The organism is Streptomyces sp. NPDC019443, from assembly GCF_044389785.1.
In the GTDB taxonomy this organism is placed as follows: domain Bacteria; phylum Actinomycetota; class Actinomycetes; order Streptomycetales; family Streptomycetaceae; genus Streptomyces.
The window spans coordinates 60,940-74,285 of the sequence record NZ_JBIRYJ010000011.1 but is presented as its reverse complement, the minus strand read 5'-3'; the positions used below and the strand labels follow the sequence as shown (position 1 = coordinate 74,285).

The 13,346-nt window shown below is 70.2% G+C and carries 15 protein-coding genes; 8 read left to right on the top strand and 7 right to left on the bottom strand.

The genetic code is table 11. The features are described 5' to 3' along the window. Window positions 1-85: 85 nt before the first annotated feature. Window positions 86-1,018 carry an NADP-dependent oxidoreductase gene (locus ACH492_RS28785; protein WP_398990604.1) on the top strand — a complete coding sequence of 311 codons (933 nt, stop codon included), beginning with the start codon at window positions 86-88 and terminating at the stop codon, window positions 1,016-1,018. A 217-nt stretch (window positions 1,019-1,235) separates the two neighbouring features. Here the strand turns inward: ACH492_RS28785 and ACH492_RS28780 are convergent, their stop codons facing one another. After that, window positions 1,236-2,591, bottom strand: coding sequence for an aspartate aminotransferase family protein (locus ACH492_RS28780; RefSeq protein ID WP_398990602.1), 1,356 nt, complete (start codon window positions 2,589-2,591; stop codon window positions 1,236-1,238). 307 nt (window positions 2,592-2,898) lie between these two features. Here ACH492_RS28780 and ACH492_RS28775 point away from each other — a divergent pair, with 307 nt between their 5' ends. Further along, entirely contained in the window at window positions 2,899-3,489 is a 591-nt protein-coding gene (locus tag ACH492_RS28775) for a type 1 glutamine amidotransferase family protein (protein WP_398990600.1), read from the top strand. Window positions 3,490-3,497: 8 nt separating this feature from the next. After that, complete coding sequence (locus ACH492_RS28770; RefSeq protein ID WP_398990598.1) at window positions 3,498-3,980, top strand: MarR family winged helix-turn-helix transcriptional regulator; 483 nt, start codon at window positions 3,498-3,500, stop codon at window positions 3,978-3,980. On the opposite strand, the gene ACH492_RS28765 is transcribed toward ACH492_RS28770, so the two are convergent. Then, a complete protein-coding gene (locus ACH492_RS28765) occupies window positions 3,940-4,107 on the bottom strand; it encodes a hypothetical protein (protein WP_398990596.1) in 168 nt (55 codons plus the stop codon). The genes ACH492_RS28770 and ACH492_RS28765 overlap by 41 nt on opposite strands. Before the next feature lie 296 nt (window positions 4,108-4,403). On the opposite strand from ACH492_RS28765, the gene ACH492_RS28760 reads away from it, so the two are divergent. Continuing rightward, window positions 4,404-6,056: a serine/threonine-protein kinase gene (locus ACH492_RS28760; protein ID WP_398990594.1), complete on the top strand. Its 1,653-nt coding sequence runs from the start codon at window positions 4,404-4,406 to the stop codon at window positions 6,054-6,056. Window positions 6,057-6,060: 4 nt separating this feature from the next. On the opposite strand, the gene ACH492_RS28755 is transcribed toward ACH492_RS28760, so the two are convergent. Then, the gene (locus ACH492_RS28755) at window positions 6,061-7,380 is read right to left on the bottom strand and encodes a S1 family peptidase (protein WP_398990592.1); all 1,320 of its coding nucleotides are present in this window, start codon (window positions 7,378-7,380) and stop codon (window positions 6,061-6,063) included. Window positions 7,381-7,520: 140 nt separating this feature from the next. Next, the gene (locus ACH492_RS28750) at window positions 7,521-7,928 is read right to left on the bottom strand and encodes a hypothetical protein (RefSeq protein ID WP_398990590.1); all 408 of its coding nucleotides are present in this window, start codon (window positions 7,926-7,928) and stop codon (window positions 7,521-7,523) included. A 158-nt stretch (window positions 7,929-8,086) separates the two neighbouring features. Between ACH492_RS28750 and ACH492_RS28745 the strand changes: the two genes are divergently transcribed. From ACH492_RS28745 to ACH492_RS28735, 3 genes are read left to right on the top strand one after another with little or no spacing between them, the layout of a single operon-like run. Continuing rightward, window positions 8,087-8,923, top strand: coding sequence for a Scr1 family TA system antitoxin-like transcriptional regulator (locus tag ACH492_RS28745; protein WP_398990588.1), 837 nt, complete (start codon window positions 8,087-8,089; stop codon window positions 8,921-8,923). Continuing rightward, the gene (locus tag ACH492_RS28740; protein WP_398990586.1) at window positions 8,920-9,156 is read left to right on the top strand and encodes a DUF397 domain-containing protein; all 237 of its coding nucleotides are present in this window, start codon (window positions 8,920-8,922) and stop codon (window positions 9,154-9,156) included. Before ACH492_RS28745 ends, ACH492_RS28740 begins: the two co-directional genes overlap by 4 nt. A gap of 19 nt (window positions 9,157-9,175) precedes the next feature. Then, window positions 9,176-10,552 carry a cytochrome P450 gene (locus tag ACH492_RS28735; RefSeq protein ID WP_398990584.1) on the top strand — a complete coding sequence of 459 codons (1,377 nt, stop codon included), beginning with the start codon at window positions 9,176-9,178 and terminating at the stop codon, window positions 10,550-10,552. Between the two features lie 44 nt (window positions 10,553-10,596). On the opposite strand, the gene ACH492_RS28730 is transcribed toward ACH492_RS28735, so the two are convergent. From ACH492_RS28730 to ACH492_RS28720, 3 genes are read right to left on the bottom strand one after another with little or no spacing between them, the layout of a single operon-like run. Then, window positions 10,597-10,929, bottom strand: a complete 333-nt coding sequence (locus ACH492_RS28730; protein ID WP_398990582.1) for a hypothetical protein — start codon at window positions 10,927-10,929, stop codon at window positions 10,597-10,599. Then, window positions 10,845-11,285: a hypothetical protein gene (locus tag ACH492_RS28725; protein ID WP_398990580.1), complete on the bottom strand. Its 441-nt coding sequence runs from the start codon at window positions 11,283-11,285 to the stop codon at window positions 10,845-10,847. Before ACH492_RS28725 ends, ACH492_RS28730 begins: the two co-directional genes overlap by 85 nt. After that, entirely contained in the window at window positions 11,282-11,548 is a 267-nt protein-coding gene (locus tag ACH492_RS28720) for a hypothetical protein (protein ID WP_307662067.1), read from the bottom strand. The genes ACH492_RS28725 and ACH492_RS28720 overlap by 4 nt, the downstream gene beginning before the upstream one ends. A gap of 263 nt (window positions 11,549-11,811) precedes the next feature. Between ACH492_RS28720 and ACH492_RS28715 the strand changes: the two genes are divergently transcribed. Beyond that, window positions 11,812-13,338: a substrate-binding domain-containing protein gene (locus ACH492_RS28715; protein WP_398990578.1), complete on the top strand. Its 1,527-nt coding sequence runs from the start codon at window positions 11,812-11,814 to the stop codon at window positions 13,336-13,338. Window positions 13,339-13,346: the final 8 nt, after the last annotated feature.

Sequence of the window (13,346 nt, the reverse complement as noted above, 5' to 3'; positions counted from 1 at the left end):
TGACCATCTGGCCACTCGAAGGGCGTGGTCGTCTCCCGCAGGGTTGTCCGCACACACCGACAGACAACCCCAAGGAGCTGGGACCATGCGCGCCATCGGCCAGGACACCCTCGGTGGACCCGAAGTCCTCAAAGTCGTCGAGATCGACAGACCCGAGCCCGGGTTCTCCGAGGTCCTCGTCCGGGTGCACGCGGCCGGCGTCAACCCGACCGACTGGTGGCACCGTTCGACCGGCGGGCTGCTGGGCGAACAGCCGATCCCGCTCGGCTGGGACGTCTCGGGCGTGGTGGAGGAAGTCGGCCTGGGCGTGACGATGTACCGGCCGGGCGACGAGGTGTTCGGCATGCCGCGGCTGCCCCAACCGGGAGGTACGTACGCGGAGTTCATCACCTCTCCCTCGCGTCATCTGGCTCGCAAGCCCGCCGGGATCTCCCACATGGAGGCCGCCGCGCTCCCCCTCGCCGGGCTCACCGCCTGGCAGTGTCTGGTGGACACCGCCCATGTACGCCCCGGTCAGCGGGTCCTCGTCCACGCGGCGGCGGGCGGGGTCGGCCATCTCGCCGTCCAGATCGCGAAGGCCCGCGGCGCGTATGTCATCGGCACGGCGCGCTCGCCCAAGCACGACTTCCTGCGCGGCCTCGGCGCGGACGAGGTCATCGACTACACGCAGACCGACTTTGTCACGGCCGCCCGCGACATCGACGTCGTACTCGACACCATCGGCGGCGAGTACGGTCCGCGCTCGCTGAAGACCCTGCGTCCGGGCGGTATCGTCGTCTCGATCGCGTCCCCGGCCGAGGCGTCGCTGACGACCGTGGCCGAACAGCAGGGCCTGCGGGCCGGGTTCACCATGGTGGAGCCCGACAACGGCGGTCTGAAGGAGATCGCGGCGCTGATCGAGGCGGGGAAGCTACGCGTGCATGTCGACACGGTGCTGCCGCTGGAGGAGGCGGGGAAGGCACACGAGATCGGCGAGGCGGGCCGTACGACCGGCAAGATCGTCCTCACGGTGGCGTAGCTGTTCCCCGGCCCGCCCCTTCCCGAACTGTGGGCAAGCCCCCAGACCCCCGTATGCGGCCTTCGGCCGCATGTCCTCAATCTCCCCAGACTTCGTCCGGGGGACCCCCAACGGGATTGAGTTTCCGCCGGCCGGCCTGAGAATTCAGCCCGACCGGCGGGAAAATCAAGCCTCGCCTGCGATTGAGGACCGGGGTCCGGGGCGGAGCCCCGGCTGCCTACGCCGCGTGCTCGTCGGCGACCGACAGCGCCGCGTCCAGCGCCGCCAGCCCCTCCTTCGCCTCCGCCTCGGTGACATTGCAGGGCGGCACCGTGTGCGTACGGTTCATGTTGACGAAGGGCCACAGGCCGTTCTTCTTGCACGCGGCGGCGAACGCGGCCATCGGGGCGTTCGCCGCGCCCGTCGCGTTGTACGGCACCAGCGGCTCGCGCGTCTCCCGGTCCTTGACCAGGTCCAGCGCCCAGAACACGCCCGTGCCGCGCACCTCGCCGACGCTCGGGTGCCGCTCGGCGAGCTCCCGCAGGCCCGGGCCGAGCACCGTCTCACCGATGTGGGCCGCGTTCTCGACGACCTTCTCCTCCGCCATCACATTGATCGTGGCGACGGCGGCGGCGCAGGCGAGGGGGTGGCCGGAGTAGGTGAGTCCGCCCGGGTAGGGGCGGGTCTCGAAGGTCGCGGCGATCTTCTGACTGATCGCGACGCCGCCGAGGGGCACGTAACCGGAGTTGACGCCCTTGGCGAAGGTCAGCAGGTCGGGCGTCACATCGAAGTGTTCGGCGGCGAACCACTTGCCGGTGCGCCCGAAGCCCGCCATGACCTCGTCGAGTACGAAGACAATCCCGTACCGGTCGCAGATCTCGCGTACGCCCGCGAGGTAGCCGGGCGGCGGCGTCATGATCCCGGCGGTCCCGGGGATCGTCTCCAGGATGATCGCGGCGATGGTCGCCGGACCCTCGAAGGCGATGGTGTCCTCCAGGTGCCGGAGTGCGCGCTCGCACTCCTCGGCCTCGGTCGTCGCGTAGAACGGCGAGCGGTAGAGGAACGGCCCCCAGAAGTGCACGACGCCGGAGGTGCCGTTGTCGGAGGCCCAGCGGCGCGGGTCGCCGGTGACGTTGACCGCGGTGGCGGTGCCGCCGTGGTACGAGCGGTAGGTGCTCAGGACCTTCGGACGGCCCGTGTGCAGACGGGCCATCCGGATGGCGTGCTCGACGGCCTCGGCGCCGCCGTTGGTGAAGAAGATCTTGTCGAGGTCGCCGGGGGTGCGCTCGGCGATGAGGCGTGCGGCCTCGGAACGCGCCTCGACGGCGAACGCGGGCGCGAAGGTGGTGAGCTTGCCGGCCTGCTCCTGGATCGCGGCGACGACCTTGGGGTGCTGGTAGCCGATGTTGGTGTAGACGAGGCCGCTGGTGAAGTCGAGATAGCGGTTCCCGTCGTAGTCCCAGAAGTACGAGCCCTCGGCACCGGCGACGGCGAGCGGGTCGATCAGGCCCTGGGCGGACCAGGAATGAAACACATGCGCACGGTCTGCGGCCTTCACGGCAGCGCCGGCCTGGGGGTCGGGATGAGGGGTCATGGGCCTCAGGGTAGAGACGCGCAGGTGGGGGCGGACATGGCCACGGTGTATGGCTTGGGCCACTTTGCTGGGCAGTGTGTCGGGCCTTTCCCCTACCCGCCCCTTCCCGAACCGTGGCAAGCCCCGCCCCCGTATGCGACCTTCGGCCGCATGTCCTCAATCGGAGGACGGGTTGGATTTTCCAGCCCCGCCGGCGGTTGAGGCGCAGTGTTCGGGGCGGAGCCTCGACCGGGACCGGGCGTCCCGATGGGCATTGACAGCATGCTGTCGACATGACAGGCTGCTGTCATCCAACCAGGAGGCCACCATGAACCGCACCGTTCATCTCGCCGTCTACAACACCTACGCCGACTGGGAGACCGGCCACGCCACCGCCCACCTCACCCAGAACGGCTTCGCGGTCAAGACCGTCGGCCTCACCGCCGACCCCGTCACCACCATGGGCGGCATCCGCATCCAGCCCGACCTCGCGCTCAACGACCTCCGCCCCGAGGACAGCGCCCTCCTCATCCTCACCGGCGCGAACCTCTGGGACACCGGCGACGACCTCGCCCCCTTCGCCGGCAAGGCGCGCGAGTTCCTCGATGCCGGGGTGCCCGTCGCCGCCATCTGCGGGGCCACCGCCGGGCTCGCCCGCGAGGGGGTGCTCGACGATCGCGAGCACACCAGCGCCGTCTCCTTCTACCTCGACGCCACCGGCTACAAGGGCGGTGAGCACTACCGCGACACGGACGCCGTCACCGACGGCGACCTGATCACCGCGGGACCCACCGAGCCCGTCGCCTTCGCCCGCGAGGTCTTCGCGCGGCTCGGTGTGTACGAGGGCGAGAAGCTGGACGCCTGGTACCGGCTCTTCCACGACTCGGACGCCTCCGCGTACGAGACCCTCGAAGGATGACTCGAAGCATGAGCCGTCCCGAGACCCACCCGCAGGAGCTGCTCACCCGGACGGCGCTGGGCGTCTTCCGGCTGAACGGCCAATTCCTCACCGTCTCCGACGAGTTGGCGAGGGAGGCCGGACTGACCGCGGCCCGGTGGCAGGTACTCGGAGCCGTGCTGCGCGAGCCCCAGACCGTCGCCGGTATCGCCCGGACGATGGGGATCACCCGCCAGAGCGTGCAGCGCATCGCCGACATCATGGTCGAGCAGGGCCTCGCGGCGTACGGCCCCAACCCGGCCCATCGCCGGGCCAAGCTGCTCCACGCCACCGACGGGGGGCGCGCGGCGATCGGGAAGATCGACCCCGGTCACGCGTGGCTGGCCGGCCGCCTCGAATCCGCCCTCGGCACCGTGCAGTTCGCCGAGACGGTCAGAGTCCTGGAGCAGCTGTCCAAGGCCCTGGACACCATCAGCGGCGAGGAGCCCCCGGAAAGAAGTCCGCGCTGGTGACGTAGTCCATCGCCTTCGTGAACGCCGGGTCCCCGAGCCGCCGTTCCATCTCCTCCTCGGTCACATCCTCGATGTGCGTCTGGATCCAGTACAGGTTCCCGAACGGGTCCCGCACCCGCCCACCCATGCCCGATCCGGCCGTCCTCGCCGGTCATCCGCCCCAGCTCGACCGCCCCGAAAGCGGCCTTCAGATAGTCGATGACGCCCGCCGTGTCCTGCGAAATGATCCACGGGGTGACGCTGGTGCAGCCCTCGGGAAACCGGCTTGACGGCCATGACAGTCTCCTCGCGTACGGGGGTCGGGCTCGTGGGGCCGAGGGTAGGCGGCGAGTAGGTCAGATCCTGGCCTATAAGACCCGGGCTGATGGCGCACTATCCTCGGTCCGTCCAACAGAAGCGGTACCGGGGGGAAGGCGCGCGGCGATGGAGCAGCTGGCACCAGGGGATCCACAGCGCATCGGCGAGTACCGCCTGTTGGCCCGCCTCGGCGCGGGCGGCATGGGCCAGGTCTTCCTCGCCCGTTCCGACCGCGGCCGCACGGTCGCCGTCAAGCTCGTACGCCAGGAACTCGCGGAGCAGGAGGAGTTCCGCAGCCGCTTCCGCCAGGAGGTACGCGCCGCGCTGCGGGTCGGCGGCGAGTGGACCGCCCCCGTCCTCGACGCCGACACCGAGGCCCCGATCCCCTGGGTCGCCACCGGCTACATCGCCGGGCCCGCCCTGCACACCGTCGTCTCGGGCGACCACGGCCCGCTCCCCGAGCGCTCGGTCCGCATCCTCGCCTACGGCCTCGCGCACGCCCTGCAGAACATCCACGCGGCCGACCTCATCCACCGCGACCTCAAGCCGTCCAACATCCTCATCACCATCGACGGCCCCCGCGTCATCGACTTCGGCATCGCACGCGCCCTGGAAACGGTCACCGACGGTGGCCTGACCCGCACCGGCGCGCTCGTCGGCTCCCCCGGCTTCATGGCCCCCGAGCAGGTACGCGGCGACCGCGTGAGTGCCGCATGCGACATTTTCTGCCTCGGCTCGGTCCTCGCGTACGCGGCGACCGGCCGGCTCCCCTTCGGCTCGGCGGACAGCGGCGTGCACGCGCTGATGTTCCGCATCGCGCAGGAGGAGCCGGATCTGTCGGACCTCCCCGAGAGCCTGCTGGATCTCGTACGGGACTGCCTCGACAAGGACCCCGAGGCCCGCCCGACGATCGAGCAGATCCTGGAACGCACGGCCTCCGACGCGGACCCCGAGCCCTGGCTGCCCGGGGCGCTGATCGCCCAACTCGGCCGCCACGCGGTCCAGTTGCTGGAGGTGGAACAGCCCCCCGCGGCACCGGCGCAGCAACCGCCGACGATGACCTCGGTGAGCGTGGACGCCCCGAAGCCGCCCGTGCGGATGCCCACACCCCCGCCGCCCCTGCCCGTGGCGTACCGCCACAACAACTACGCCTACAGCTCCCCCCAGCAGCCCGCTTACGGCTACCCCCGGCAGCAGGGTCCCGCCCCGCACTTCCCCACACTCCCTGCCCCCGCGCCCCCGCGGCGCCGCGGCACCGTCGCCCTCGTCGCCGTCGCCCTGCTCGTCGCGGTCGCGGCAGGCACCTCGGTCTACGCGTTCCTGGGCGACATCGGCAAGAAGAAGCCCGCCGACGATCCCAAGCCGGGACCGACGACCTCGGCACCGGCCACCTCGGCGACACCCGGCCCGAGTACGTCCTCCTCCCCGCCCCCGACCCAGGACGGCAGCGTCCCGCAGAAGTACGTCGGCACCTGGCAGGGCTCCTTCGACACCGCCGACGGCACCAACACCCGCGTCATGACGATCACCCAGGGGACAACGGGCGAGACGGTCATGACCCTGTCGGGCACCGGCCCGAACTACGACTGCCGCTGGTCGGCCACCCTCCGTGCCCCGGGCCCGCCGCTCGAACTGGGCCCGACCCAGGTCACGTTCGGCGACCCGAAGCAGTGCTCACCGGGCCAGTGGAGCCGCCTGGACATGCCCGACGACACCACGATCGTCCGCGAGCTGGTGGGCTCGGGCGGGCAGCCGATCACATACACGAAGCAGGGCTGAGACCTCAGCCCCAGCTCGCGCTGTAGAAGCTCCGGAAGTTCCGCCGCTCCTGGGCCGACAGAATCCAGCGGGCGCCCACCAGTCCGACCAGACTCGCGCCGATGACGACCAGCCCGGAGCCGAGACTTCCGAAGTCCGTGATCCCCGTGATCCTCCTCGATCCGTCCGCCACCCCCGAAGACCCGGGCGACCCCGGCGGGACGGCTCCGGCCGCCGATGGAGCGGGGTCGGCCGGAGCGCCCCCGCCACCGGAACCCGGATCACCGAGCGACAGGCTCACCCCGAGGGCCTCCAGCGCCTTGGTCGCCGGCTGGAAGAACGTCGTACCCCCGGTGGTGCAGTCCCCGTTGCCGCCCGAGGTCACGCCGAGCGCCAGACCCTCCGAGAACAGCGGGCCCCCGCTGTCTCCGGGCTCGGCGCAGACCGTGGTCTCGATCAGGCCGGTGACCGTGCCCTCGGGGTAGTTCACCGTCGCGTTCAACGCGGTCACCTCTCCGGAGCGGAACCCCGTGGTGCTGCCGTTGCGGAAGACGCGCTGACCGACGACGGGATCGGCCGCGCCGACGATCCGCACCGCCCGGCCACCGCCGATGCCCACGATGTTGGCTCCGTCGGGTGGGTTGCCACTCTCGTACCGCACAAGGGAGAAGTCAGCGCCCGGGAAGGAGCCGTTCGTCGTGGTACCGACCAGCTGGTTGCCCTGCCGGTCCTGGAACCAGGTGGTGCCGACGGGGCCGCAGTGCCCGGCCGTGAGTATGAAGGTGTTCTGACCGTCGGTCACGTTGAAGCCCGCGGTGCAGCGGCCGTCGCCGGAGAAGACCGGGACGCCGCCGTTCACCCTGGTGGTGAACGTGCCCTCGGTCCGTTCCATCTGGACGGAGCCGCCGATCCCCTCGGCGACACCGGACATACGCGACCAGTCGTCGGCGGAGACGGTGCTGTCGGCGCGCACCATGACCTTGTTGGACGCGTAGTCCACCGCCCAAGCGGTACCGGTCACCCGAGGCGCCGCACTCAGGGCCTCGGTGGCCGAGCGGAGTTCCCCCATGCTGTAGCGCACGACTTCGGCGCGCGCCCCCGCCTCCCGTACCTCGTCCGCCGCGTCCACATCGGTCACTGCGACGACCGGGCGCCCGTCGGCGCCCATCCAACTCCCTGCGGTACGGGAGGCGCCGAGCCGCGAGACCAGACTGGCGACCGGATCGGCGGACGGGTCGGGCGGTTCGCCCGCCATCGCGCTCGAGACCATCAGCCCGCCGCAGACCAGTCCGCCGACGGCCGCCAGCCGCGCGATCCGCTGGAGTTTGCGTCGTGCGTGCCTCATACGCGGCCCCAAGGTCGTACCGACATGGCGTCACAAGCCCGTGGGCCCCTGAAACCAGGGGCCCCCACACTCAGTACGTACCGCCGCGCCGTCCTGTTCACCCCGCGTCGGAGTCGGATCGCGCAGGACGCCCGTCGGGGTCAGCTGAGCAGCGCTGACGCGGCGTTACGCAGGAGCAGCGGGTGTACGAACCGGTCCGCCGTGGTCGGCGGGAAGCGCCAGGACAGCGGCCAGGTGCGGCCGCGGAGGGCGGGCACGGGGATGTAGCTCACGTGCGCGGGGCCTGAGTTGAGCCGGGTCACGCCAGGCGGCCAGGGCCGGTGGGAGGTAGTCCCCGCCGGTACGAGGAAGTAGACCGACCGCCGCCCGTACGCCTCGATGACGACGGGCCCGGGGTCACCGCCGGTCAGCTGCTCCAGAAGGTCGGCGAGACGACGGCCGTCCTCGTCGTCGACGCGTACGGCGTCGAATTGCACGCCGGCCTTGCGGAGCTGGAATCCGGAAGCCGGAATCCAATCGAGGTTTAGTTGGCGACTTTGCGTATCCACAAGGACAGTCTGAGTGACCTTGGCTAGCGTTTTCCAGGGCTCGCGTAAGGGCGTCGGGCATGCGTTGACCTGCCCGAACTCACCTTTACGTGGGTCGAATTCGGCGGGGGACTGGTTGAGACCGGTTGAGTCCGGTTGAGTCGAAGCGGTGATCGCAAATGGCACGAGCGGAAAACAAGGAAGCAGCGGGTCCGGCGACGCGGCTCGTCGCGAATGTCGCGCGCAATATGCGCGTCCAGAAAGGATGGACGCAGGAGCAGCTGGGGAACGAGATCGGCTTCACGGGCGCGGCGGTGAGCGCGATGGAGACATGCGCGCAGCCAGCGAGCGACCAGATGCTGGTGGAGCTGGAGAGGGTGCTCGGGGGTGGGACGGGGATCTTCGAGGAGGCGAGGACGCATGTACGGCTGGACAAGTACCCGGCGCAGTTCAAGAACTACGCGCTGCTGGAGCAGAAGGCGGTGGGGCTGTGTCTGTACGCGACGTTGGTCGTGCATGGGCTGTTCCAGACGGAGGAGTACGCGCGGGCGCTGATCGGGGGCGGGTATCCACTGCTGTCGGAGGCTCGGGTGGAGGAGCTGGTCGAGGTGCGGATGGCGCGCAGGGCGCTGTTCGAGCGGGAGCCGGTGGCGCTGATCGAGCTGGTGCTGGAGGAGTCGGTGTTACGGCGGACGATCGGCAGCGAGGAGGTCATGCACGGCCAGATGCGGCACCTTGCGGAGTGTGCGCGGCGGCGTAACGTGACGCTTCAGGTGTTACCGCTGGACTGCGGATTGAGTGGCGAGCACGCGGGCGCCCACAGCGAGTTGACGCTGGTGGAAACACCGCAACACGACCACCTGGTGTACCTGGAGGCGCAGGACGAAAGCCTGCTGATCAAGGACCCTGCAAAGGTGAGCACGTGTGCCCAGCGGTATGCGAAGATCCGAGCACAGGCCCTGGGTCCTCGTGAATCGCTGGGCCTCATCGAGCGGTTGGCAGGAGAGCATCCATGAGCAGCACCCTGCAGTGGTTCAAGTCCAGCTACAGCAGCGCCAGCGGCGGCGAGTGCATCGAGGTCGCGTTCGACTGGCGCAAGTCCTCGTACAGCAGCTCCAGCGGGGGCGATTGCGTCGAGGTCGCCGCCTGCCCCCACACCATCCACATCCGCGACTCCAAGGTCACCGACGGCCCCACCTTCGCCGTCGCCCCCACCGCCTGGACGAACTTCCTCGACTGGGCGAGCTGAACCGTACGGAGGAGAAGCCATGACGATAACGAGCACGGCGGTACCGGGTCCGGCGGGTCTGCCGTTACTGGGCTCGATGTTCGAGCTCCAGCGGGACTCGCTCGGCACCTACCTCAACGCACAGCGCGAGCACGGCGACGTTGTCAGGATCACCGCGGGACCGCCCGGGCTGCGGGCCGAGCTGTACGCGGTGTTCTCCGCGGAGGGCGCCCAGCAGGTGCTGGCGACAGAATCGGCCAACTTCCGCAAGGACAACGCCTTTTACCAGGAGGTCCGGGAGTCGTTCGGCAATGGCCTGCTGACCAGCCAGGACGGGGACTACCTCCGGCAGCGGCGGCTCGTGCAGCCGCTGTTCACGCGCCGCCGGGTCGACGGCTACGCCGACGCCGTCACCGCCGAGACCTCGGCCCTGCTCTCCACCTGGCGCACCGCCCCGGACGCCACGGTGGACGTCGTCGACGAGACGACCCGGCTCACGCTGCGGGCGGTTGCCCGCATCCTGTTCGGCACGGACGTCGAGGCGGCGGTCGACGTCGTGCAGCGCTGTTTCCCGATCATCGGCGAGTACACGCTCACCCGCGGCTACTCCCCCGCCAACTTCCCGCGCAGCTGGCCCACTCCCGCCAACCGGCGGGCCGCCGCCGCGATGGAAGATCTGCACGCGGTGTGCGACGGGATCATCGAGAAGCGTCGCGCGGAGGGGGACACGGCGACGGGCGATGATCTGCTGACGCTCCTCTCCCAGGCCGAGAGCGCGGAGGACGGGACGCTCGACGCGTCCGAGATCCGCGACCAGGTGCTGATATTCCTGCTCGCCGGGCACGAGACGACGGCCACCTCGCTCGCGTTCGCGCTGCATCTGCTGGCCCGCCACCCCGAGCAGCAGGCGCGGGCGCGGGACGAGGTCGTACGGGTACTGAACGGACGGACCCCGGGGGCCGCGGACCTCGACGCACTCCCGTATCTGACACAGGTGCTGAAGGAGGCGATGCGCCTCTATCCGGCGGCTCCGGTCATCGGCCGCCAGGCGGTCGCGGCGGCGGAGATCGGGGGGTACACGATCCCGGCCGGCGCGGATGTGATCCTCGCGCCCTGGGTGACGCACCGGCATCCGGGGTACTGGGACGATCCGGAGCGCTTCGACCCGGAACGGTTCACGCCGGAGCGGGAGAAGGAGCGGCCGCGGTACGCGTGGTTCCCGTTCGGCGGCGGCCCACGGGCGTGCATCGGCCAGCACTTCTCGATGCTGGAGTCGGTGCTGGCGCTGGCGACGATCCTGCAGGAGTACGAGCTGGACGCCGTCGACGTCGACGTCCCGGTCGACACCGGGATCACCCTGCGCGCGGCGGGCCCGGCTCGGTGCGCACTGCGCCGCGTGGACGGGGCGTCCGCCTGACGCGGAGTCGCGGGGCCCGGGCGTGATCCGGGCCCCGCGCCGCTTCACGCGCCCGCCCCACGCCCCGCCACCCTCCGCACGACGCGCAGCAGGTACTCCTCGCGGTTGAGCGGATCGTTGTCCGTCCGCGGCCGGGCCGGGGTTGTGCCGCGGACCTGCTGGTAGTGGTCGAAGGCGCATTCCAGCACGCCCTCGCCACGGGTCAGCCCCGGCAGTTGCTGCTCCAGCGCGTGCACGCGGGCCACCGGAATCGCACCCTCCAGCAGGCACGGCCCCGGTCCCGCACCGCGTACTACTCCACGATCCGGATCGTCCGGATGCCAGTGCCCCGGTACCGCGAAGGTGTCCGCGTCAGCACGGGCCGACCGCGAGGCCACTCGACGGACGGCCGCGCGAGGTGCAGCGCGTGCGCGCCGCTCCAGTCGTTCTCCGCCTTCTCCGGGGCATCGTCGTCGGCGTCAATGCGCAGCTGCTTGCCGACCGCCATGGCTCCGGCGAAGTCGAGCGCCGTGATGTCCACGGACGGCAGCGCGCCGATGTGCTCGGCCACGCCTGCGCGTTCGGCCTCCGCGGCAGTCAGGCACAGGGCCGGGATGTAGACGCGCTGCGCCGGGTTCTTCTCGGCCTCGGTGACAAGGCGCGAGGCCATGCTGTTGCCTGCGCCGAGCGCGAGGGCGGCGGTGTCGTCGAAGACGACGGCACGCGGCAGCGGATACTGCTTCCGGGCCGTCACTGGATCTCCCCGATCCGTCCGGCCTCAAGGTCGGCCCACAGCTGCTCGCCGGCCTTCTCGTCCTCCTCCGTGTACGGCCTGCCGAGGAAGTGCTCCTCGACGTACGCCTTGGTCTCCTCGTACTGCTTCTGGAGCTCTTCCTTGGTGGGCGTGGCACCGGCGAGCTGCGCGACCAGGTCGCGCATGGTCATCCCGCGCTCGCGAGCGAGCTCCAGCAGACGGTCACGGACGGCAGGGTCGACCTTGATCGTGGTGTCAGCCATGGTCACAGTATACCGACGGTATACCACTTCCGGGCGCTCTAATGCGATGGTCACGACGACCTTCCTTCAGTAGGGGTACGTGCCAACGGACTATGCCAGCGCCCGAGTTCAGCTGCCCGGCCCATCGAAGCCGTTCACCCCCCAGGGTGACCTCAGGACGAACATCCGGCATCGGGACCAGTAACCCGCCCCCACACCCCCCGCTGCCCTCCTACCGTTGCCGCCCGCCAGGCAGTGCAGGGGGAGTGCGAGGAGAAGAACCCGTGGAGTGGCTCAGCGCCGAGAATGTCGTGGCCGTGCTCACCGCCGTACTCGGCATCCTGGCCTCCGGGGCCGTGCTCTGGTACGAACGCCGGGTGCCGCGGCGCAAGCGCATCGGGTACCGGGTCCAGCTGGACACCCCGATCGGCAGCAACGTACGCAGCGGGCGGCCCAACTTCCGGCTCGGGCTGTTCAACGAGACGCCGGAGATGTCCGACGCCACGCTCGTACTGCTGCGCATCGAGAACGACGGCTCGCAGAGCATCGCCGACAACGACTACACCGGGCGCGAAGTCCACGGCCTGACCGCCGAGTTCACCGACCGCACCATCCGCGCCATCGCCGTCACACAGCCGCTCGGCGCCGAGCACCTGATGGACCACTTCACCCCCGCCGCGGGCATGCGGCACAGCGGCAGCACGATCTATCTGCCGCGCGTCCCGCTCAACCGCGGGCAGCACTTCAAGCTGCTGGTGCTGCTCACCGGCGCGGGCGTCGGCAGCGAGATCACCGTCAGCGGCGGCATCCGGGACGGCCAGGTGATGCCGAACCGTTCCATCACGCCCGACGACAAGCCGCCGCAGTTCAGCAGGCCCGCGCGGCTGATCACCGTGCTGCTCACGGCCTGCGTCGTCACGCTCGCGTCGATCATCGTCGTACGGGACGACACCCGGCCTCCGATCGGCTGCGCCAAAGGCACGCTGACGCTGACCGGTTCGACCGCCTTCGCGCCGGTGGTGAAGGAGCTGGCGAAGAAGTACGAGAAGGACTGCGAGGGCTCCACCGTCATCGTCGACGCGCACGGCAGCACCGCCGGGATAAGAGCGCTCGCGGAGGCCGGCGCACAGGCCAAGAACGGCTCCCCCGCACTGATCGCCCTTGCCGACGGGCCCAAGCCGGGCGGCTATCCGCAGCTGCGCGAGAACCGCGTCGCCGTCTCCGTCTTCGCGCTCGTCGTCAACGACCGGGTGCCGGTGCGGAATCTGTCGGCCGACGAGATACGCAGGCTCTACCGCGGCGAGATCAACAACTGGAACCAGCTGACCGGGCCCGACATGCCCGTGCTGCTGGTCAGCAGGGACGCCAACTCCGGTACCCGCGAGGTGTTCCAGCGCCGGGTGCTGCGGCGGAACGAGCCCGCGAACTCCTCGCGCGACTGCGAGAGCAAGGACGACGGCGAGGCCAAGGTCGTACGCTGCGAGCTCGACAGCACGGAACAGGTGCTGAACACCGTGGCCCGGCTGCCGGGAGCGATCGGCTACAGCGAACTGCGGGCCGGGGCAGGGCTCAAGGGGCTGCACCGGCTGAACATCGACGGGGAGCCGCCGTCCGTGGACGACATCGGCGAGAGCACGTATCCGTACCGGGAGATCGAGTACGCGTACACCTACGGGCAGCCGCCGGCGGACTCATTGGCCTCCAGCTTCCTCGGCTACATGAGCCGGGGAAACGGGCAGGACGTCATCCGCACGCACGGCCATCTGCCGTGCGCGACGCCGAAGGGGCTGCGGATCTGCGGCGAGGGCTGACTGCGCAG